This window comes from Niallia circulans (assembly GCF_007273535.1).
Classification (GTDB): domain Bacteria; phylum Bacillota; class Bacilli; order Bacillales; family Cytobacillaceae; genus Niallia; species Niallia circulans_B.
Map to the genome: position 1 here is coordinate 1722705 of NZ_RIBP01000004.1, position 20902 is coordinate 1743606.

The window sequence follows — 20902 nt, forward strand, 5'->3', positions numbered from 1 at the left end:
TTTTCCTATGCTTCCACAGATTCGGTTTTCTGACATTGCAGGTAATGGTAAAGTGCGCCGATGAGATTTGCATCATTTTTGAATTGGCATTGTTCGATTACTGGTCTTACCTTTGCGGCCATCACAGATTCCAGCAGGGTGTCGAGTTTTTTGTAGATTTGGTCGATTAAATCGTCTCGATTGCTGATGGCTCCGCCAATTATGATTTTTTCCGGGTCGTACACATATTGGATATTATATATGCCCTGTGCAAGACGGAGATAAAATGCATCAATTTCCTCCAAGCAAATAGTATCTCCTTCTTCAGCAGCCTCAAAGATTTTTTTTCCATTCAGCTTATTAGGGTCAATGCCTTTTCTTTTGGCGACTTTTTTAACTAAAGCACCTGTTGCAGCAAGCTGGCTCCATGTTTGAAAAGTAGGCTTACCGTCTTCCTCTACTACTTGCAGCACCATATAGCCAATTTCACCGCCATGAAGATTTGCTCCTTTATGAATGCGGCGATCCTTAATGACAGCTCCGCCGATTCCAGTGCCGATAATAGTGAACAGCACATTTTCATTTGTTTTGGCAGCACCTTTCCATACTTCACCTAGAGCGGCGCAATTAGCGTCATTTTCCAGCTCAACAGGGAGATTTGTCGCAGCACCAAAAATCTCCTTGAAGTTAGGGCCATGAATGAAGGGCAGTGCACTTGATCCGCCGATAATACCTGTTTCACTTTCCACGCCGCCTGGGCAGCTGAAGGCAATTCCTGCAACTTGGTGCTTTACTTTGTTTTCCAGAACGGTTTGTACAATGCTTTCTTGGAAACTAGTAAACTCCGTTTCAGAAACGGGCAGCTCACCCTTCTCGATAAAATCGCCATTTTCTGTCATGACAGCGAACTTTATCATGCTGCCTCCTACATCAAAAACCATATACTTCTTCATAGTTGCTCCTCCTTGTATGGTAAGAATTCATTGTTTAAGCTTCTGTCAGGATAAACAGCCGAGACGAATAATCTCCTGCTCTTTCCCGTTGCCAGTATTCTGCGGCACGGTCTGTATAATCCTCTGCCAGCAGTATGCCAATATTCATAAGTTCATCTCCGTAATGCTTTGTGTCTCTGCCTTCAATTGCATATAGTTTATCGGGATTTAAGCCTGTCAGCTTGATACGGTTATAACGCTCATTCGGCTTTGCGAGAACTTTATAATAGCCAACTATCGCTTTTTTTCTATCACTAGCTACAACCATCCAGGATACTTCGTTTGAGTCAAATGGTGACAACAAGCGATAGAATATCCCTGTCTGAATGAAATCCCTATGCTTTTTCATGAAGGCAGTCTGAAGCATTACTTTCTCCTGTTCTTCCTTTGTCAGTTTCGTAATATCGAGCTCATATCCGAACGTTCCAAAGTAAGCGACATTTGCGCGTGTTTCCATCGGTGTTATCCTTTCCACCTGATGGTTAGGCACTGTGGAAACATGGCTGCCGATTGAGGAAAGGGGGTAAACGAGACTTGTTCCATACTGAATTTTCAGGCGTTCAACTGCATCAGTATTATCGCTTGCCCATGCTTGCGGCGCATAATATAGCATGCCAGGGTCAAAGCGGGCACCTCCGCCAGCGCACGATTCAAACAGCATTTCCGGATATTTTGCCAACAGCTTCTCATACAAGCTGTAAACACCAAGGATATAACGGTGGCTCAACTCTCCTTGCTGATCGATCGGAAGGCTTGCTGAATAGGGTTCTGTCATGTATCTGTTCATATCCCATTTTATATAGCTGATGTTAGAATCTGCGATGATATTATCCATGAGCTGAAAAATATGCTCGACGACTTCCTTTCTGCTGAAATCGAGAATGAACTGATTCCGTCCGTGTGAAGGCGTGCGATTTGGTGTAGCGATAATCCAGTCAGGATGCTCTTTAAAAAGGGTTGTATCCTTACATACCATTTCAGGCTCAAACCATAAACCAAATTTCATGCCAAGGTCGTTAACTTTTTGTGACAATCCTTTAATCCCATTTGGAAGCTTTGCTTCATTCGCAAACCAGTCGCCGAGCGAGGAGGTGTCATCATTCCTGTTCCCGAACCAGCCGTCATCGAGGACAAACAGTTCAATCCCAAGGTTTTGAGCCGTTTCTGCAATGGAAAGAATTTTTTCCTCATCGAAATTAAAATAGGTCGCTTCCCAATTGTTAATAAGAATAGGTCTCGCTCTGTCGCGCCAATATCCCCTTGCCAGCCGCTCCCGATATAATGTATGAAAAGTTTGACTCATTCCATTCAAGCCCTCATGAGTATATACCATAATACATTCTGGTGTTTGAAACACCTCGCCAGGGTTGAGCTTCCATCTGAATTGAAACGGGTTAATGCCCATCATTACACGAGAGACTCCATATGTATCTACCTCTGCTTGTGCAAGAAAATTGCCGCTGTATACAAGGCTGAAGCCATACACTTCTCCAGTATGTTCTGTGCTGTTAAACCGCCTTAATGCTAAAAAGGGATTATGGGCATGACTGCTTGCACCCCTTGAGCTGTATACAGATTGGATGCCTTTTGTTAAAGGATGTATCTCCATATGTGCTTCCCGTGCCCAAGCACCTGTAAGATGGATCATCTCAAATTGATCATCAGGTAAATCGACAGATGCGCTCATAACATTATCTAAAAAGAACGGAGAGTCAGATTCATTGATAAATCTGGCATTTCGGCAAATGACATTACGGTCACGAAAAATGGTGTAACTGAGTACAAGCGTTGCGCGCAGAACGTCATCTATTAACGTTATTTCCAATGTGTCTGCTTCTGCCGCTTGCTCTGTATAGACGGCAGGAAGGTTATCAAGTACAGGTTTTCCCACTAACAGCTTGTAGCCTTTGTACTGGAAATTTGTGATGGTGCTGCCAAATTTGTCGGTAATCATATGAGCTGGCTGTCTGTAATCTGTAGTTGCAAAGCTTGGGTATTCCTGCTTAATATGCTCGAGGGAAGACGTATGGTCATGCTCAAACAGATTGCAGGATGGTCTTACTTCTCTTTCAATTAAGTGCTTAAATGATTGTCGATGTGTTAGTTTTTTGCCGTAATAAAGTTGCTCGAGCTGGTTTGATTTCTCTAGCACTCTAAAAATATAGCTGACATTATTGTTGCATAAATGGAACTCCTTTGTTTCTTGATTTACAAAGATTGTCATTAGTCAGTACACCTCATTCCATTATATGAAAACCCTTACAAGAATATATATTTGATTTTAACAATTATAAATAAAGATGACAATATGTATTTGAATTAAATTAAGTAATCGATAATCTTAAAATATTCAAATATAACTTAATTAATATGCGTATATATTTAGTAACTTAATCCTGTTTTCAAGCATAGGTAATATTGAGTGATTTTATTTGAAACGAGGGTTATCTAGACTATTTTAGGTAATTTATTAGTTTTGTTACTTAAAATTAAATAAATAAATTAAGTTAAATACCTTAAAAATATATTGATAAATTCAAGTACAGCAGTTAATATAAAATTGCGGTTGAAAAGGCTTACATAACTTTATTTGTAAGTTAAAGTTATGTAATATACATGATGGAATTAAATAAGCAGCAATCAAATGTGTAGAAAGGGGAATGAAGGAAGCAGGTTACATAGCAGTAAATGATTTTATCAAATGGAAGGTGACGCAAATGAATAAATCGAGGACTTTATTGTTTTACTTATTTATTTTGCCTTGGCTGATTGGCTTTTTTGTCTTTACTGCAGGCCCGATGGTGTATTCGTTATATATGTCCTTCACAGACTATTCAGGGCTGGGGGCAGCAAATTGGGTTGGATTGGAAAACTATAAGAAGCTGTTCACAGAAGACCCACTGTTTTGGCAGTCATTATGGAACACCTTCTTTTATACGATTGTCGGAGTTCCTCTTGGTCTTGTTGTCGGGTACATGCTTGCTGTGTTGTTAAACACAAAGGTACGATTTATGGGCTTGTTCCGAACGATCTTTTACTTACCTTCGCTTGTGCCGACAGTTGCCAGCTCACTTCTTTGGATTTTAATTTTTCAACCAGACTTTGGAATTGCCAATAGCATTCTTTCCTTTTTTCATTTGCCTACATCAAACTGGCTTTTAAGTGAAGGCATGGTTAAGCCTACCTTGATTATAATGAGCCTTTGGGGAGCAGGCGGAGGTATGGTTATTTATCTGGCAGGACTTCAAAGTGTGCCAGCGTCCCTTTACGAAGCAGCTGAATTGGATGGTGCGGGGAAATTCCATAAGTTCTGGAATATTACGATTCCGATGACTTCAAATGTTATTTTCTTCAATCTCATTATGGGACTAATCGGTTCCTTTCAGATTTTCACACAGGCATATGTTGTCAGCAGCGGGAATGGCGGACCGAATTATAAGTCGCTGTTTTACGTCTTTTACTTATATCAGGATGCCTTTAAATTCTTTAAGATGGGCTATGCATCAGCGCTTGCCTGGATCTTGTTCATCATTATTCTTGTTTTCACGTTGATACAGTTTAAGGTGTTTGGGAAAAAAGTGTATTACGAATACGATGAGTAAGGAGAGGAGGAGTCAACTATGGAAGTATCACCTGTTAAGACGACAGCTTCTGTTAAGGCAAAAAAACCTCGCAGTATAAAGAAAGGCAGAAGATTAGAAAAGGGATTCACTTACTTTTTGCTGATTGCCCTTTCCATTCTGTTTTTGTTTCCTTTTCTATGGCTAATCGGAACGTCTGTTAAGCCTGAAAATGAAGCGATGGCATTTCCGCCAACTTTACTTCCGGAAAATTGGGATTTGGCCAACTATAAAGAAGTCTTTACACTTGTTGACTTTGGGCAGTATTATTTGAATTCTGTGATTGTTACTGTTTGTGTAGTTATCGGCACTGTTGTTTCTTCGACGCTTGTTGCATATGGGTTTGCACGAATTAAAGGAAGAGGAAGGAATTTCTGGTTTGTGCTTTTGCTTGGCACCATGATGCTGCCGCCGCAAGTCACGATGATTCCTGTCTATATGATCTTTTCCAAACTAGGATGGGTTAACACCTTTCTGCCGTTAATTGTTCCTTCTTTCTTTGGTAGCGCTTACTTCATCTTTCTATTAAGACAATTCTTTAAGACAATACCGAAGGAACTGGAGGAAAGTGCCTATTTGGATGGCTGTGGAGCATTTGGTATCTTCTGGAGAATTATTATTCCGTTATCAGTTCCTTCTATTATTACAGTGGCTTTATTGAGTTTTATGTGGACATGGAATGACTTTCTTAATCCATTAATCTACTTAAATGATGATTCCAAATATACGCTTGCATTAGGAATTCTGCAGTTTAAGGGTGCCTTGTTAATCCAGTGGGGTCCGATGATGGCAGCAAGTGTTTTTATCATCTTGCCGCTTATCATTATCTTTTTTGTTGGCCAAAAGTACTTTGTCCAAGGGATTGCCACAACAGGCGGAAAGGGTTAATTGCGTTGGTTTCACTTAGATAAATGGCATACCCGTTTATCTGTTTATCCATATACATTCATTACCTGGGGGGTAAAAGCATGAGGAAGAAAAAAGGATTAGGTGGTTTGCTGTTCACTGTTGTATTGGCACTTTCTTTAATTTTGACAGGCTGCTCTGGCTCGAATTCTGAGTCAGCAAGCGGCGAGTCAGGCGATGTGACGCTGCGCATTCTTGTTTGGAACAATAATCCGGAAGGCACGAAGCTGGAAGGAGATATTTTCAAGGAGTTTGAAAAGGAGAATCCTGGAATTAAAGTGAAGCAAGTATATGCACCATATGATAAGTTCAATGATAAATTTTTGACGATGTCTGCTGGTGGGGATCAGCCAGATTTAGTATGGTTGCAGCCTTCTGCATTTGGTCAATTTGTCAGCAAGGGCGTATTGATGGACCTGTCTGATAAAGAAATCAAGGAAGATGAGTATATGCCAAATGTGCTTTCACTTGGGCAAGTGGACGGGAAGCAATATGCGCTTATTCGTGATGCTTCTGCCTTTATGCTTGGATATAACAAGGATATGTTTGATGCTGCAGGTGTTGAATATCCAAAGGATGACTGGACATGGGAGGACTTCCTCGCAGCAGCACAAAAGCTGACAGTGGAGAAAGACGGCAAAACAGTTCAATTCGGAATGGAAAACTTCTATACAAATGAACTGCTTGTAGAAAATGGCGGAGGATTTGTCAGTCAGGATGGCAAGGAAGTAATTATTGATTCACCTGAATCAGTGGAAGCCATTAAATTCGGTGCAGACTTGATAAATAAATATCATGTACAGCCAACTACTGCCCAAAGCCAAGGGCTATCGAATATGTTCCTTGCAGGGCAAGCAGCAATGAAAATGATGGGCCCATGGGATTGGTCTGATACAGCGAAGAATGCAACTTTCAAATGGGATGTTGTGCCATTGCCTGCAGGCAAAGCAGGCAACGTAGCTGCAGCATCATATCTTCCAATCGGAATCGGAAGCGGAACAAAGCATCCTGATGAAGCCTATAAACTTCTGCAATTCCTGTCTACTGGAAAGGGTCAAGACCTGCAAGTGGATACTATTTCAGCCGTTCCTGTTGTAAAAAGGAATGAAGATAAAATTGAAACAATGGCAAATGCTCCTGAAAATGCAAAAGCATTGTCTACCATTCTTGCAGAAGGAAGAACAGTCATGAATGCCCCTTATATCCCTGAATATGCAGAGATAGTAAGTAAAATCCAGCCTGTTATTGATAACATTAATCTTAATGGAAGCAAGGATGCAGAAAAACAATTGAAAAAAGTAGCAGATCAAATTCGCAAGGAATATGGCTTGAAATAGCAATTAACAGGTTGTCTGAAAAATGCATGGACTTATTATGGTGTTAACCATATTAGTCGGACTTGTTTCAGGCAGCCTTTTTTTATTAGGGGGTTACATACTATGAATAAAAGCCGTTTTATAGATAGCAAGTTTTTTTCCTTTATGGATATTTCATATCGTCTTGTCAGGGCAAGCCTATTATTCTGGCTGTATTTAGGAAAGGGGTTCTTTATTGGTGGGCTTGTTCAGTCAGCATGCACGCTGATTGAGGTAATTGATGAAATTTTTGTGGGTAACGGCATGTCTGTGCGCAAGCTGTTTAAAGAAATCAGCCCTAAATATACGAATAAAAAAAGGCTGTCTGCCATCATTGTTTTTATTTTCATTTATATCGGCACTTTCATCGTTCTGCCTTTTCCGACAACAATGGACCCCTATATGATATCTGTCATTAAATTTGTGTGTATATATGCCTTTATGCTTGCTATTATCTTTGTTACTTATTTCGTTTGGAATTTAGTGTATCTGGATTTACCACCAAAAAGGACAGCGATGATCAGTCTGTTTCACATTGCAAAGCAGATTTTTCGGTCGTTCCTCTTGCTGGCAGCCATACTCGTTGTTTTTTTGTTAATCCAGCTTAACTTCCTTTTTTTTGTGTTTTTTGCACCTGCCATTTACGGCACATGTGCCAGATTTATTTTTACGTACAAAAGCAAAAAACAGAAAGAAGAGGCAGCACTATAAAGCTATATTGTTTCTAGGGCAATCGGTCTATTAAAAAAATGATAGATTTTATGAACAGGACATACATAGAAAAGAACTAATGCTAATAAGATTATTCGGTAGCATTATCTTTGATCGAAAAAATGGGAGGAGAGTAAAGTAAGGAGTCCTGCAAAAAGAATACAGCAATGGAAGGGAGTCGGCTAGATGCATAGTCTGCGATGGATATGGGGGTTCTTACATACTTATCGTGTCAGAATAGCAATTGGCCTGTTTTGTGCAGTTATCGTATCTGCTTTAAATGTGCTTAATCCGTATTTGGCTGGGAGGATGGTTGATGATGTCATGTACGGCAAGCAGATGAATCTGCTGTGGCCAATACTTGGAATCATGATTGCAGGGACATTTATGCGAACAATTATCCGCTATATGTATCAAATGATTTTTGAGAATGTCTCCCAAAATGTCATATACAACATTAGAGAGCAGCTATACGACCGTCTGCACAGGCTGGATTTCAGCTTTTATGACCGCACAAAAACGGGTGACATTATGGCAAGGATGACAGGCAATATGGAGGCGGTCAGACATTTTACGGCATGGACGATTTACATGATTTTTGAAAACGCAACCATCATGCTGTTTGCGATTGGTTTTATGTTTTATATTCATCCTCCATTGGCGTTGACATTATTAATTGTAACACCGATTATTGGTTTTTTCGCTTTCCGCCTTACAAAGGATGTGCGGCCGACCTTTACAGAAATCCGGAACCAATTTGCGAAATTGAATTCTGTCGTTCAGGAAAACATTAGCGGAAACCGTGTTGTTAAGGCTTTTGCAAAAGAGGATTATGAAATCGCTAAGTTTTCAATTGCTAATGAAGGCTTTAAAGAAAAAAACTTGAAGTCTTCAAAGATTTGGGAAAAATATTTGCCGATTCTAGACTCTCTTGCAGGTGTGCTGACAGTGCTGATGATTTTTGCAGGTGGTGTTATGGTTATAAATGGTTCCCTTACATTTGGTGAACTAGTTATGTTTAATTCCTTCATATGGGCGCTGAGCAACCCGATGAAAATGGCCGGATGGCTTTTGAATGATGTGCAACGCTTTATTGCATCAGCAGAAAAAGTCGAGGATCTTCTTGAGACAGTCCCGAAGATTGCCAGCCACGATAATGTCGTACCGATTGGTGAGTATAAAGGGATTGTAGAGTTTGACAAGGTTTCCTTCAGCTATGGAGAAGAGCCTGTGTTAAAGGATATTAGCTTTAAAGTGAAGCCTGGACAGACGCTGGCAATTATTGGGCCAACAGGTGCGGGGAAATCCACTTTAGTCAATTTGCTTAGCCGGTTTTATGACACCACAAGCGGAGAGGTAAGGATTGACGGAAGAAATGTGAAGGAGTGGGAGCTGCAGGAGCTCCGTAAAGGGATGGCAATGGTCATGCAGGATATCTTCCTGTTTTCGGATACAATCGAGGGAAACATCGCTTATGGTAATCCCCATACCTCCATTGATTCGATTAAGTTTGCGGCAAAAATGGCCGATGCTCATGATTTCATTAGTGATTTACCAGAAGGCTATGAAACGATTGTTGGGGAAAGAGGCGTCGGGCTTTCTGGCGGGCAAAGGCAGCGGATAGCTCTTGCAAGAGCTATATTGAAAGACCCGTCGATTTTAATTTTAGATGATACGACCTCAAGTCTTGATATGGAAACAGAGCATCGTATTCAAAAGACGCTGAAATCTATTCAAAAGAACAAGACATCCTTTATTATTGCCCACAGAATTTCCTCTGTTAAGGATGCAGACCAAATTCTAGTAATGAATAATGGAGCAATTATCGAGCGGGGCACACATGAGGACCTGCTGCGGAAGAAAGGCTACTACTTTAATGTTTATAAGAATCAATACGGAAACTTTGAAGAAAAGCACAGGGATGAGGATGTGATTTAATGGCACGAAATAAGTTCGATGTTGATGAGGATTTAGAGACGCCATTTAGTTTTATTCATCTTAAGCGCTTGTTTGGTTATGTTAAGCCGTACAAGAAAAAAATCATGCTGACGATACTCATCATGCTTGTCGCAAGTGGAGCAAATCTGATTGGGCCCTATCTTATCAAACAAGCGATTGACAAGGAAATACCTGCTGGCGATGTTGGCGGGCTCTCACTGCTCGCAGGCATCTATTTGGGCGCTCTGATTATAACGGGTATTTGTATGAAATACCGGATTAGAATGATGGCTGAAATTGGTCAAAATGTCATAAAGACAATTCGAAAGGACTTGTTTACACATATTCAATCATTGTCCTTTTCCTTTTATGACAACCGCCCACATGGAAAAATATTAGTGCGAGTCGTTAATTACGTGAACTCACTTAGTGATTTGCTGTCAAATGGGCTTATCAACTTGATTACAGATATATTCAGCTTAACTGTCATCATTGGCTTCATGTTTGCGATCGATGTACGCTTGGCGATTTATGCTATGTTTGGATTCCCGCTTCTCGCGGTTGTTATCTTTTTTATTAAAAATGCGCAGCGTAAGGCATGGCAGGACTTGAGCAATAAACAGTCTAATATGAATGCCTATATACATGAAAGCATCAATGGTATGAAAGTAACTCAAGCATTTGCGAGAGAAGAAGAAAATAAGAAAATCTTTGAGGATGTGTCAAAGGGCTATAAAAAATCATGGATAAAAGCAGTCTATATCCAGTTTCTTCTGTGGCCATCTATCGAAAATATTTCTGTGCTGACCGTTTCCTTTATATATGTGGCCGGAATTTCAATGATTGGGCAAGGCGTGACGGTTGGTGCTTTAGTAGCCTTTGTCGGTTATATATGGATGTTTTGGACACCGATATCCAATATCGGCAACTTCTATAATGCGATTATAAATGCGATGGCCTATTTGGAGCGGATTTTTGAAATGATGGATGAAAAGCCGACAGTGCTTGATAACCCGCGCGGAAAAGCACTGCACGATATTAAAGGAAAGGTAGAGTTTGATCATGTTGAGTTTGGTTATGAAGCTGGCGAAAAAGTATTAAAGAATATCCATTTCACTGCAGAACCTGGAGAAACAATAGCTCTTGTTGGTGCCACAGGGTCTGGCAAAACTTCGATTGTTAACTTGATCAGCCGCTTTTATGACTTGAATGGCGGCAAAATAAAGATGGATGGGGTTGATATAAAGACAGTCACGATTCCCTCACTTAGAAGACAGATGGGCATTATGCTACAAGATCCGTTTATCTTTTCAGGCACAATTATGGATAATATCCGTTATGGCCGCCTTGATGCGAGTGATGAGGAAGTGGTTGAAGCAGCAAAGGCAGTTCAAGCACATTCCTTTATTATGACATTGCAGGATGGCTATGAAACAGAAGTGAATGAAAGAGGAACAAGGCTTTCAGCAGGACAAAGACAGCTGATTTCCTTCGCAAGAGCACTCTTAGCAGATCCAAGAATTCTGGTTTTAGATGAAGCGACATCATCGATTGATACAGAAACAGAGCTCGCCCTGCAAAAAGGCTTAAGTACGCTGCTTGCGGGAAGAACGTCCTTTATCATTGCCCACCGTCTGTCCACCATTCAAAGCGCCTCAAGGATTTTGTTTATTGAAAAAGGCGAAATTGCTGAGGAAGGGTCCCATGATGAGCTGATGACAAGAAAAGGCCAATATTGGAGTCTATATACATCTCAGCATTCATCATTGGAAGTTAGCTGACGATATTTGTCTTTAAAAGTATAATCTAATTTTTATAAAGTATAGACATTTAATTACTAGCCTTTATAATATAATTGTAAGCGTTTCTAATTAGATAATGAAAACTTGGGAGAAGCTGCCGAGATTGGAATCAGCAGTTTCTCTACTAGCTGTGCGCATGGTGTAAAAAAAATCTAATAGGTTGGGTGATTAGAAATGAAGTACAGAAGACTTGGAAACTCTGGTTTAAAAGTAAGCGAAATCGGACTGGGCAGCTGGCTTACATATGGAAGTGCAGTCGAAAAGGAGAAATCTATTTCCTGTATCCATAGGGCGTATGAACTTGGCATCAATTTCTTTGATACAGCAAATGCCTATAATAAAGGCGCTGCTGAAGCCGTCCTGAAAGAAGCACTGCAAGATTATTCCCGTTCTAGCTATGTGCTTGCCACAAAGGTCTTCTTTCCGATGGGAGATGGACCAAATGACAGAGGGTTGTCCAGAAAGCATATTATTGAACAATGCGAAGCAAGTCTAAAGAGATTAGGTGTAGACTATATCGATTTGTACCAATTCCATCGCTATGATCCTGAAACGCCTGTGGAAGAAAGCTTAAGAGCATTAGATGATTTAATTGCACAAGGAAAAATTCTTTATGGCGGTGTCAGTGAATGGTCGGCTGCTCAGCTGACGGATGCTGTACATATTGCTAAAGAGAAAAATTTAAGACCACTTATTTCTAATCAGCCAATCTATAATATGATGGTTCGCTATATTGAAAAGGAAGTAATCCCTGTCAGTGAAAAAGAAGGAATTGGTCAGGTTGTGTTTTCACCGCTTGCTCAAGGAATATTAACAGGGAAATACAAACCACATGCGCAGATTCCTGAAAAAAGTCGTGCTGCAAATGATGACACAAATAAATGGATTACTAGCTATTTAAATGATGAGGTGCTTACACGGGTACAAAGGCTGTCTGATATTGCCAGTGGATTAGAAGTGGAGCTGTCACAGCTTGCCTTAGCCTGGGTGCTCCGTCAGCCGAATGTCAGCTCTGCGATTATTGGGGCAAGCAGGCCAGAACAAGTCGAAGAAAATGTGAAAGCATCTGGATTGGAAATTCCGGCTTCTGCATTGGATGAAATAGAAGCAGTGCTGAAGGAAATAAATGATTTTGTGCCAATTTGGTAGATTAACAGTGTTTATCCAAAAATAAAAATAGAGGAGAGATTAATATGACGAAAACAGCTGTTATTCCAGAAGGTTTTTTATGGGGCGGTGCAGTGACAAGCTTTCAGACAGAAGGTGCATGGGACGAGGGCGGCAAAGGCCCTTCGATTGTTGATGCAAGACCTGTTAAGGAAGGACAGTCTGATTGGAAAACTGCAGTCGACTTTTACCATCGCTATAAGGAAGATATTGCTCTCTTTAAGGAAATGGGCTTTAACGCTTATCGTACAAGCATTTCATGGTCAAGAATTTTTCCTGATGGCGAAGGGGAGCCAAACGAAGAGGGCTTGCAATTTTATGATGATTTATTCGATGAAATGATTGCTAACGGCATTCAGCCTGTCATCACTCTGTATCATTTTGATCTGCCGCTTCAGCTAGCAAAAAAATACAACGGATTTGCATCACGGAAGGTTGTTGACTTATTTGACAAATATGCACGTACAGTCTTTGCCCGGTATGGGGAAAAGGTTAAGTATTGGCTTACATTTAATGAACAAAATCTTGTCTTAACAAATCTTCAATATTGGGGCGTCTCAACCGACGAAGCAGCCAATGAAGAGGCATTAAGATATCAAGTAACACATAATTCCTTTATCGCACATGCAAAAGCTGTCAAAGCACTGCATGAACTAGTGCCAGGTGGTCAAATGGCAGGGATGGTCACTTATATGACAACATATCCGAACAGCTGTCTTCCAGAAGATGTAATTGCCAACATGAAAGCAAAGGAACTGCTTGTTGATTTCTATCTTGATGTGTTTGCAAACGGGGAATATCCAACCTATGTGACAAGCAATTTGCAGCGCAAAGGAATTATGCCGCATTTCGAAGAAGGAGATGCAGAGCTTCTTAAAGAAAATACCGTCGATTATATTAGCATCAGCTATTATCAAAGCCAGACGGTCAGCAGTGAACAGGTCAATGAAGAGGCAATTATTTCCGGCATCACACCTAACCCAAATCTAAAGGCAAATGAATGGGGCTGGGCAATCGATCCAATCGGCCTAAGAGTGAGTTTGAAGGATATGTATGCTAGGTACCGCCTGCCTATCTTTATCACAGAAAACGGAATCGGTGTAAGAGAAGAGCTGAACGAAAACAATACAGTAGAAGATGATTACCGCATCGACTACTTACGAAATCATATTAACCAGGTTAAGCTTGCAATGGAAGAAGGCGTAGAAGTATTCGGTTATTTAACATGGGGGTCAACAGATTTAATCAGCTCAGGCGGACAATTCGAAAAACGCTATGGCTTTATCTATGTTAATAGAGGCGAGTCAGACTTAAGAGACTTAAAACGCTATAAAAAGAAAAGCTTCAACTGGTATAAACAAGTTATCGCAACAAACGGTGAAAATCTCGCAGAATCCGAAACCGTCACATTACCATAACAAAGTGGACGAATGGATGGAGAATAATTGGACAGTAATAAGGTAGGCTAAATTTTACTAAAAATTAGCCAGCACTATCTAAAAAGGATAATGATCAGCTCCGAAGCGGAGTGCAGCATCCTCTGTTCTATATACTCACTGCAATCTATAAAAGTTTGTCTTCAGTCTAAGATGGCCATTTAGTGGCCATCTTTTTAAAAAAACACTGGGATAGCTAACATTTTCATACCAATGAATTTATAATATAACTATCTATTTTTTAAGGTGGTTCCATCATGAACAAGTACGAAGCAATCTCAGCAGAAATGAAAAAGAGAATTAAAGAGTCCCACTATGCATTCGATCAGCCGATTCCAGATGAAATAACACTTTCAAAAGAATTCTCCTGCAGCAGGATGACAATGAAAAGAGCACTTGACACATTAGTCATGGAAGGCCTCCTTTACCGAAAAAGAGGACACGGAACATTCATTGTTAAATCAGCCATCCAGGATAGCAGAGTCAATGTATTGAGCAACGAAGTAACAGGCCTGTCCAGATTGATGGAAGGGCAGCAAGTATCAAGCAAGGTAATTAAGTTTGAAGTAGGCTTTCCATCAGAAGATGTTGCCGAACATCTCGCTATCGATCCGAAGACACCTGTTTACTACTTAATCCGTTTAAGACTTGTTAACGATGAACCATACGTAATGGAAATAACCTATATGCCGACAACCATTATTACTGGGATTACGGATGAAGTACTCGATGGATCTATTTATGAACATATCACGAAAAGATTAGGTCTTACAATTGCTGGCTCACACCGGAAAATACGAGCATGCAAATCAAATGAATTGGACCAAGCCCATTTAGTGTGTTTGGCAGACGACCCGATTCTGGAAGTGGAGCATGTTGGATTTTTAAATAATGGAGTTCCATTTGAATATTCCTTTTCGAGACATCGCTATGATAAGTTTGAGGTAACAACAGTAAACATAAAACGCTAATTGAACAAATTTTTTGCTACAAAGGCTCTGGATGCTTCCGAGCTTTTTTTATTTTTTTTTTGAAAATACCTATTTACATTAACGCTGCGTCAACGTTTAAGATGAACATGTCAGGAGGGAAAGTGAGTGGAATACACGATTCGAAAACTAAGCCAAACGGCGGGAGTTAGTACACGAACATTACGGTATTACGATGAAATCGGCCTGCTTAAGCCGGCAAGGGTCAATTCATCTGGCTATCGATTGTATGGAAGTAAAGAGGTGGAATTGCTTCAGCAAATATTGTTTTATCGTGAGCTGGACGTTAGTCTGGAGGAAATTAAAAACATTATGTCCGCACCATCCTTTGATGTGAAAGGGGCTTTGGAGGAGCATCGGGCAAAACTCCTGGCACAACGAAACCGTTTAGACAGGCTGATTGAGAATGTCGATAAAACGATAGAAAATACGGAAGGGAGAACAACGATGAGCGATAAAGAAAGATTTGAAGGCTTTAAGAAAAACATGGTCGAGGAAAACGAAAGACAATACGGAGAAGAGCTCCGCCAAAAGTATGGCACGGAGACAATTGACCAGTCTAATCAGAAACTGCTGCAGATGACAGAAGCAGACTATAAGGAAGCAGAAAGGCTTGGGCAGGATGTGCTAGAAAATTTGAAAGAAGCAATGAAAACAGGCGATCCAGGAAGCGCAGCTGCTCAAAAAACAGCAGAACTTCATAAGCGCTGGCTTGGGTACTATTGGAATTCTTACAGCAAGGAGGCACACGCAGGACTCGCTAAAATGTACGTTGTCGATGAACGGTTTGCTGCCTATTACGATAAAGTGGAACAAGGTGCCGCTGTTTTCTTACGAGAGGCTGTTCTTCGATATACAGGCATGGAGCAATAGTGTTAAGGGAATAAATCCAAGCAAAAAAAAGACCAGAGTGATGTAATCTGCTCAGCTCTGGTCTTTTTATGTTTCCTCATTTGTTAAATAAGAAGCCAAGCTTAACCAATTATCCTCAACAAGCTTTGTAAGCTCCTGCTGATTTCCATTACGAATGCTAGCGATGATTTCGTTATGCTGGTTGATCGAGGAAAGTCCATCAAGCTTATTGAATTTAAGCAGCTCCAGTCTCCGTATTTTCGGCAGGAGACGCTCAAGGGACATCTCAATTTCCGGATTATTGGAGGCATGCAGTAGCACGGCGTGAAATTGATCGTCTTTTTTAATTGCTTCATACTTATTCTCTTCTAATATTGCTTTTCCAAATTCTTGATTAATTTTGACAAGCTCGTAACAGTGCACTTCTGTTAAAAAGGGCATGGCCAGCCTTGCTGCCAGTGCATTTAATGAAGCCACAACGGTAAAAGCATGCTTCGCCTGCTCAATGTCAATCAGGCTCACCTTCGTTTCTGAACCAGGAGAAGATATAATTAATCCCTCATCCTCCAATCTTTTTAAAGCTTCTCTTACTGGCGTCCTGCTTACCCCGAATTGGTCAGCAAGGAGCTTGTCACTGATCTTTTCACCAGGAGCAAGTTCAAGGTGGATAACGGCTTGCTTTAGTTGTTGATATACTTGATCTCTTAATGAAATTCGACTGATTTGAGAAATGTTTTTCATAGCAATAATATATCATATTCTTTAAGTTAGAACATAATAGGACTGGGTACTTAGTGGAAATCAGTGCAAATCAGTTTACAAATATACCTCATGGGGGTATTATATAAATATAAAGGGGATAAGGAGGGCTTTTTATTGGAGTCAGAGACTAATAAGTCAATGCAAGGGGAAGCTTGCCATACACATGTACGTAAAAGTCACCATTCAGATACAGTCAAAAAGAATTTGACGACAAGGTTAAACAGGATTGAAGGGCAGATCCGCGGAATAAAAGGGCTAATCGATAAGGACACGTACTGTGATGATGTCATCACACAAATTGCTGCCACTCAATCAGCATTAAACAGTGTCGCAAAGATACTGCTTGAGGGACATCTTAAAACCTGTATCGTTGATCGTATTCAAGAAGGAGATACAGAAGCTGTTGACGAGGTATTAGTCACCATTCAAAAGCTAATGAAAAAATAGGAGGAAGCAATCATGGAAAAAACTACATTAAAAGTTGCTGGAATGTCATGCGGCCATTGTGTTAAAGCTGTTGAAGGAAGCGTTGGAAAATTAAAAGGCGTTTCTGCTGTCAAAGTGAATTTGGAGCAAGGACAAGTGGATGTTGAATTTAACGACAAAGAAGTTAGCTTGGCAACGATTAAGGAAACAATCGATGATCAAGGCTATGACGTACAATAAGGAATTATTAACTAATCGATTTCTTTCATATATTCGATGTGCTTTTTAAAGAAGCACATTTTATTTTCCTTTCAAATATACCCCATATAGGTATAAGGAGTGAGTAAGATGAGCAATGAAGCATCAACAGCAGAAAAATCGAAAACATTAAAAGAACAGCAATATCAAATCACTGGGATGACATGTGCAGCTTGTGCTAATCGAATTGAGAAGGGCTTGGCAAGGCTTGCTGGTGTTGAAGAGGCAAATGTGAATTTAGCGCTAGAAAAAGCAATTGTCACATTTGATGCAGAAAAAATTACTGCAAACGATATTCAACAGAAGGTGGAAAACCTCGGCTATGGCGTTGTGGAAGAAAAAGCTGTGCTTGCTATTAGCGGTATGACATGTGCAGCTTGTGCTGCAAGAATTGAAAAAGGCCTGAATAAGCTGGAAGGAGTTCAAGAAGCAACGGTAAACCTTGCCTTAGAAAAGGGGACTATTTCCTACAATCCTGCCGTAACTGGCACGGCCGACATGATTGCGAAAATCAAGAAGCTTGGATACAGTGCAAATCTGCAAACAGACGAAAATGAAAAGGAAGTGCTTGATTACCGAGAACAAGAAAAGAAAAAGCAGCAGCTTAAATTCATGATTTCTCTACTGCTGTCATTACCATTACTATGGGCAATGGCTGGACATTTTCAATTTACTTCGTTTATGTATGTACCAGAGGCATTTATGAATCCATGGGTACAATTATTGCTCGCGACGCCTGTGCAATTTATTATTGGTTTTCAATTTTATGCAGGAGCTTATAAAGCATTAAAGAATTTCAGTGCGAATATGGATGTCCTTGTAGCATTAGGAACATCCGCAGCGTATTTTTACAGCTTGTATCTAACTTTAAATAGTTTAGGCGGGCATGCTCATATCGATGGCCTATATTTTGAAACAAGCTCTGTATTAATAACGCTAATTCTTTTGGGAAAACTATTCGAAGCAAGAGCAAAAGGGAAATCGTCAGAGGCAATTAAAAAGCTGATGGGACTTCAGCCAAAAACAGCTATCGTTGAAAGAGAAAATATCGAAGCAGAAATTCCCCTTGAAGAAGTGGTAATCGGCGATATCCTTCATGTTAAGCCAGGTGAACGGATTCCAGTAGACGGGGAAATAATATCTGGTCAAACAGCAGTAGATGAATCCATGCTGACAGGGGAGAGCATTCCGATAGACAAAACCCTTGGAGATGCAGTGTTTGGCGCTACGATAAATAAGCAAGGGTTCATTAAAGTACGAGCAGCAAAAGTCGGCAAGGATACAGCATTGGCGCAAATTATTAAGGCTGTCGAAGCAGCTCAAGGCTCAAAGGCACCAATACAGCGACTTGCAGACCGAATTTCAGGGGTTTTTGTGCCGATAGTTGTTGGGATTGCTGTCTTAACATTTGTTGTCTGGTATGTTTTCATCAATCCTGGAGATTTTGCTGCAAGCCTTGAAAAGCTGATAGCGGTACTGGTCATTGCGTGTCCGTGTGCATTAGGGCTTGCAACACCTACCTCTATCATGGCTGGATCTGGAAGAGCAGCAGAGTTCGGTATTTTATTTAAAGGTGGAGAGCATCTGGAAAACACCCATCGGATTGATACAATCCTTTTAGACAAAACAGGAACAATCACGAATGGGAAGCCTGTATTGACAGATGTATTACCTGTAATCGACCGAAATTCATTCCTAACTTACGTTGCTTCTGCTGAGAAGCAGTCCGAACATCCACTTGCAGCAGCAATAGTGGAAGGCGCAACTGCTGAAAATATACAACTTGAATCTGCAGAGCAATTTGAAGCAATTCCCGGCTATGGAATTAAAGCACTTGTCAAAGACCAAACAGTGCTTGTTGGAACAAGAAGGTTGATGGAGCTTCATCAAATTGACACAGGCTATCATCTGCAGGATATGGAGGAGCTCGAGAAACAGGGAAAAACGGCGATGCTTGTCAGCGTTGCTAACAAATATGCAGGGATTATTGCTGTCGCAGATACAATTAAAGATACATCTAAGCAAGCAATGAAACGGCTGCATGAGCTTGGCCTTGAAACAGTAATGATTACAGGAGACAATTTGGCAACAGCCAAGGCTATTGCAGACCAAGCAGGTATAGACCGAGTAATTGCTGAAGTTCTTCCAGACGAAAAAGCAGAGGAAGTCAAAAAGCTTCAGCAGCAAGGCAAAAAAGTCGCAATGGTGGGGGATGGCATTAATGATGCTCCTGCACTTGCACTAGCTGACATTGGAATGGCAATCGGTACAGGCACAGATGTTGCCATGGAAGCGGCTGATGTTACATTAATCAGAGGCGATTTAAATAGCATTGCAGACAGCATTCTTATGAGCAGGAAAACTATCCGCAATATAAAGCAAAATTTATTTTGGGCATTTGCCTACAATGTTCTTGGCATCCCGATTGCAGCAGCTGGACTGCTGGCACCTTGGCTTGCAGGTGCTGCAATGGCCTTCAGCTCTGTATCCGTTGTTCTTAATGCATTGCGTTTACAGAAGATGAAACTGTAGTGAATTTGCTTGTATTTGTTCATAATATAGCCTGCTTTATCTCATACTAACACTGCACGACAAATTATTAGTATGGGAGGAAAAAACATGGCAAAGGACAAAAAGACAGAAACAAACAACCAATGGGCTTCTGCTAATGCAGAGGTTACAGGCAAAAAACAAGAAAAAACAGCAACAGATAACCAGTGGACGTCAGCTAACAAAAAACAATAGAATAGCAAAAAAAGAATGCAAAGGCTTTAGTGAGCCATTGCATTCTTTTTTAATTATTGCTGTTGTAATGCAGTTAATCTTTCGATATCATCTGGGTCACCGAAAATACGAGAGCCTGTATCAAGCTGATCAATTGCTTGCATATCTTCATCTGTTAAAGCAAAGTCGAACAGATTTGCATTTTCTATGATACGATGTTCGTGAACAGACTTTGGAATAATAATTGTATCTCTTTGAAGATGCCATCTCAGCATGACTTGAGCAGTTGTTTTACCGTATTTTTCACCGATAGTCTGTAATGTTGGATTTTCAAAAAGACGGTCTCGCCCTTGAGCCATTGGTGCCCAAGCTTCATGAGCAATTCCATGCTGCTCCATATATTCACGCAATTCTTTTTGGTGGAATAAAGGATGTGTTTCAATCTGATTCAGCATTGGTGTGATTCTTGCCGTTTCCTTCAGCTTTTCTAAATGGTGGATTTGGAAGTTGCATACACCGATTGCCTTCACAAGACCTTCTTCATATAAGTCCTCCATTGCCCGCCATGTTTCTGCATAGTTTGGTGCAGCCCAGTGGATAAGGTATAAATCAAGATAATCAAGCTGCATTTCCTTCAAGGAACGATGTAGTGCCTGTTTTGTCTCTTCATAGCCAAAGTCGCTCACCCAAACTTTTGTTGTGATGAACAGCTCCTCACGGGGTACATCAACGGCCTTCAGAGCATTGCCGACAAAGCTTTCGTTTTCATAGCGCGTTGCTGTGTCAATGGAACGATAACCGTTTTTGATGGCAGCCTTAACCGCATTTTCACACTCAGCTGGATCCTTAACAAGAAAGACTCCTAAGCCTAAATAAGGAATTTCAACACCATTACGAAGTTTCTTTGTACTACCTAATGTTAATGACAATCTTCTCAGCTCCTCTAAGGTTTTATATTTCTTTCAGAAAAGGATTAAAGCCCTTT

18 protein-coding genes are annotated in these 20902 nt (G+C 40.5%); 14 read left to right on the plus strand and 4 right to left on the minus strand.

The genetic code is table 11. From position 1 onward, the window contains the following. Positions 1–5: 5 nt before the first annotated feature. Both CEQ21_RS16355 and CEQ21_RS16360 read right to left on the minus strand, forming a co-directional pair. Positions 6–932 carry an ROK family protein gene (locus CEQ21_RS16355; protein WP_185765443.1) on the minus strand — a complete coding sequence of 309 codons (927 nt, stop codon included), beginning with the start codon at positions 930–932 and terminating at the stop codon, positions 6–8. A 34-nt stretch (positions 933–966) separates the two neighbouring features. Further along, positions 967–3195 (minus strand): alpha-galactosidase, encoded by a 2229-nt coding sequence (locus CEQ21_RS16360; RefSeq protein WP_185765444.1) that lies wholly within the window; start codon positions 3193–3195, stop codon positions 967–969. Between the two features lie 493 nt (positions 3196–3688). Here CEQ21_RS16360 and CEQ21_RS16365 point away from each other — a divergent pair, with 493 nt between their 5' ends. The 10 genes from CEQ21_RS16365 (at position 3689) to CEQ21_RS16410 (ending at position 15768) form a co-directional block, all read left to right on the plus strand. Continuing rightward, positions 3689–4573: a carbohydrate ABC transporter permease gene (locus tag CEQ21_RS16365; protein WP_235907273.1), complete on the plus strand. Its 885-nt coding sequence runs from the start codon at positions 3689–3691 to the stop codon at positions 4571–4573. Positions 4574–4591: 18 nt separating this feature from the next. After that, positions 4592–5479, plus strand: coding sequence for a carbohydrate ABC transporter permease (locus CEQ21_RS16370; RefSeq protein ID WP_185765446.1), 888 nt, complete (start codon positions 4592–4594; stop codon positions 5477–5479). An 80-nt stretch (positions 5480–5559) separates the two neighbouring features. Beyond that, complete coding sequence (locus tag CEQ21_RS16375) at positions 5560–6834, plus strand: ABC transporter substrate-binding protein (protein ID WP_185765447.1); 1275 nt, start codon at positions 5560–5562, stop codon at positions 6832–6834. 102 nt (positions 6835–6936) lie between these two features. Continuing rightward, positions 6937–7563 carry a hypothetical protein gene (locus CEQ21_RS16380; protein WP_185765448.1) on the plus strand — a complete coding sequence of 209 codons (627 nt, stop codon included), beginning with the start codon at positions 6937–6939 and terminating at the stop codon, positions 7561–7563. 186 nt (positions 7564–7749) lie between these two features. Then, positions 7750–9501, plus strand: a complete 1752-nt coding sequence (locus CEQ21_RS16385) for an ABC transporter ATP-binding protein (RefSeq protein WP_185765449.1) — start codon at positions 7750–7752, stop codon at positions 9499–9501. Beyond that, positions 9501–11282: an ABC transporter ATP-binding protein gene (locus CEQ21_RS16390; RefSeq protein ID WP_185765450.1), complete on the plus strand. Its 1782-nt coding sequence runs from the start codon at positions 9501–9503 to the stop codon at positions 11280–11282. The genes CEQ21_RS16385 and CEQ21_RS16390 overlap by 1 nt, the downstream gene beginning before the upstream one ends. Before the next feature lie 195 nt (positions 11283–11477). Further along, positions 11478–12452 (plus strand): aldo/keto reductase family protein, encoded by a 975-nt coding sequence (locus CEQ21_RS16395; protein ID WP_185765451.1) that lies wholly within the window; start codon positions 11478–11480, stop codon positions 12450–12452. Positions 12453–12490: 38 nt separating this feature from the next. Next, complete coding sequence (locus tag CEQ21_RS16400) at positions 12491–13888, plus strand: glycoside hydrolase family 1 protein (protein ID WP_328593505.1); 1398 nt, start codon at positions 12491–12493, stop codon at positions 13886–13888. 275 nt (positions 13889–14163) lie between these two features. Further along, positions 14164–14877 carry a GntR family transcriptional regulator gene (locus CEQ21_RS16405; RefSeq protein WP_185765453.1) on the plus strand — a complete coding sequence of 238 codons (714 nt, stop codon included), beginning with the start codon at positions 14164–14166 and terminating at the stop codon, positions 14875–14877. 126 nt (positions 14878–15003) lie between these two features. Further along, complete coding sequence (locus tag CEQ21_RS16410; RefSeq protein ID WP_185765454.1) at positions 15004–15768, plus strand: MerR family transcriptional regulator; 765 nt, start codon at positions 15004–15006, stop codon at positions 15766–15768. Between the two features lie 66 nt (positions 15769–15834). Here the strand turns inward: CEQ21_RS16410 and CEQ21_RS16415 are convergent, their stop codons facing one another. Further along, complete coding sequence (locus CEQ21_RS16415; protein WP_185765455.1) at positions 15835–16488, minus strand: GntR family transcriptional regulator; 654 nt, start codon at positions 16486–16488, stop codon at positions 15835–15837. A 159-nt stretch (positions 16489–16647) separates the two neighbouring features. Here CEQ21_RS16415 and CEQ21_RS16420 point away from each other — a divergent pair, with 159 nt between their 5' ends. The 4 genes from CEQ21_RS16420 to CEQ21_RS27275 all read left to right on the plus strand — a co-directional run bounded on the left by CEQ21_RS16420 (position 16648) and on the right by CEQ21_RS27275 (position 19938). Further along, positions 16648–16956, plus strand: coding sequence for a metal-sensitive transcriptional regulator (locus tag CEQ21_RS16420; RefSeq protein WP_185767305.1), 309 nt, complete (start codon positions 16648–16650; stop codon positions 16954–16956). Between the two features lie 12 nt (positions 16957–16968). Further along, positions 16969–17175 carry a copper chaperone CopZ gene (copZ, locus tag CEQ21_RS16425; protein WP_185765456.1) on the plus strand — a complete coding sequence of 69 codons (207 nt, stop codon included), beginning with the start codon at positions 16969–16971 and terminating at the stop codon, positions 17173–17175. Between the two features lie 108 nt (positions 17176–17283). Beyond that, positions 17284–19725, plus strand: coding sequence for a heavy metal translocating P-type ATPase (locus tag CEQ21_RS16430; protein ID WP_185765457.1), 2442 nt, complete (start codon positions 17284–17286; stop codon positions 19723–19725). Between the two features lie 87 nt (positions 19726–19812). Continuing rightward, complete coding sequence (locus CEQ21_RS27275) at positions 19813–19938, plus strand: hypothetical protein (protein WP_268878993.1); 126 nt, start codon at positions 19813–19815, stop codon at positions 19936–19938. Between the two features lie 53 nt (positions 19939–19991). Here the strand turns inward: CEQ21_RS27275 and CEQ21_RS16435 are convergent, their stop codons facing one another. After that, positions 19992–20846 (minus strand): aldo/keto reductase, encoded by an 855-nt coding sequence (locus CEQ21_RS16435; RefSeq protein ID WP_185765458.1) that lies wholly within the window; start codon positions 20844–20846, stop codon positions 19992–19994. Positions 20847–20902: the final 56 nt, after the last annotated feature.

Coding starts and splice junctions, on each gene's coding strand:
- CEQ21_RS16355 (WP_185765443.1), bottom strand. CDS start 932: ATGAAGAAGTATATGGTTTTTGATGTAGGAGGCAGCATGATAAAGTTC.
- CEQ21_RS16360 (WP_185765444.1), bottom strand. CDS start 3,195: ATGACAATCTTTGTAAATCAAGAAACAAAGGAGTTCCATTTATGCAAC.
- CEQ21_RS16365 (WP_235907273.1), top strand. CDS start 3,689: ATGAATAAATCGAGGACTTTATTGTTTTACTTATTTATTTTGCCTTGG.
- CEQ21_RS16370 (WP_185765446.1), top strand. CDS start 4,592: ATGGAAGTATCACCTGTTAAGACGACAGCTTCTGTTAAGGCAAAAAAA.
- CEQ21_RS16375 (WP_185765447.1), top strand. CDS start 5,560: ATGAGGAAGAAAAAAGGATTAGGTGGTTTGCTGTTCACTGTTGTATTG.
- CEQ21_RS16380 (WP_185765448.1), top strand. CDS start 6,937: ATGAATAAAAGCCGTTTTATAGATAGCAAGTTTTTTTCCTTTATGGAT.
- CEQ21_RS16385 (WP_185765449.1), top strand. CDS start 7,750: ATGCATAGTCTGCGATGGATATGGGGGTTCTTACATACTTATCGTGTC.
- CEQ21_RS16390 (WP_185765450.1), top strand. CDS start 9,501: ATGGCACGAAATAAGTTCGATGTTGATGAGGATTTAGAGACGCCATTT.
- CEQ21_RS16395 (WP_185765451.1), top strand. CDS start 11,478: ATGAAGTACAGAAGACTTGGAAACTCTGGTTTAAAAGTAAGCGAAATC.
- CEQ21_RS16405 (WP_185765453.1), top strand. CDS start 14,164: ATGAACAAGTACGAAGCAATCTCAGCAGAAATGAAAAAGAGAATTAAA.
- CEQ21_RS16415 (WP_185765455.1), bottom strand. CDS start 16,488: ATGAAAAACATTTCTCAAATCAGTCGAATTTCATTAAGAGATCAAGTA.
- CEQ21_RS16420 (WP_185767305.1), top strand. CDS start 16,648: ATGCAAGGGGAAGCTTGCCATACACATGTACGTAAAAGTCACCATTCA.
- copZ (WP_185765456.1), top strand. CDS start 16,969: ATGGAAAAAACTACATTAAAAGTTGCTGGAATGTCATGCGGCCATTGT.
- CEQ21_RS16430 (WP_185765457.1), top strand. CDS start 17,284: ATGAGCAATGAAGCATCAACAGCAGAAAAATCGAAAACATTAAAAGAA.
- CEQ21_RS27275 (WP_268878993.1), top strand. CDS start 19,813: ATGGCAAAGGACAAAAAGACAGAAACAAACAACCAATGGGCTTCTGCT.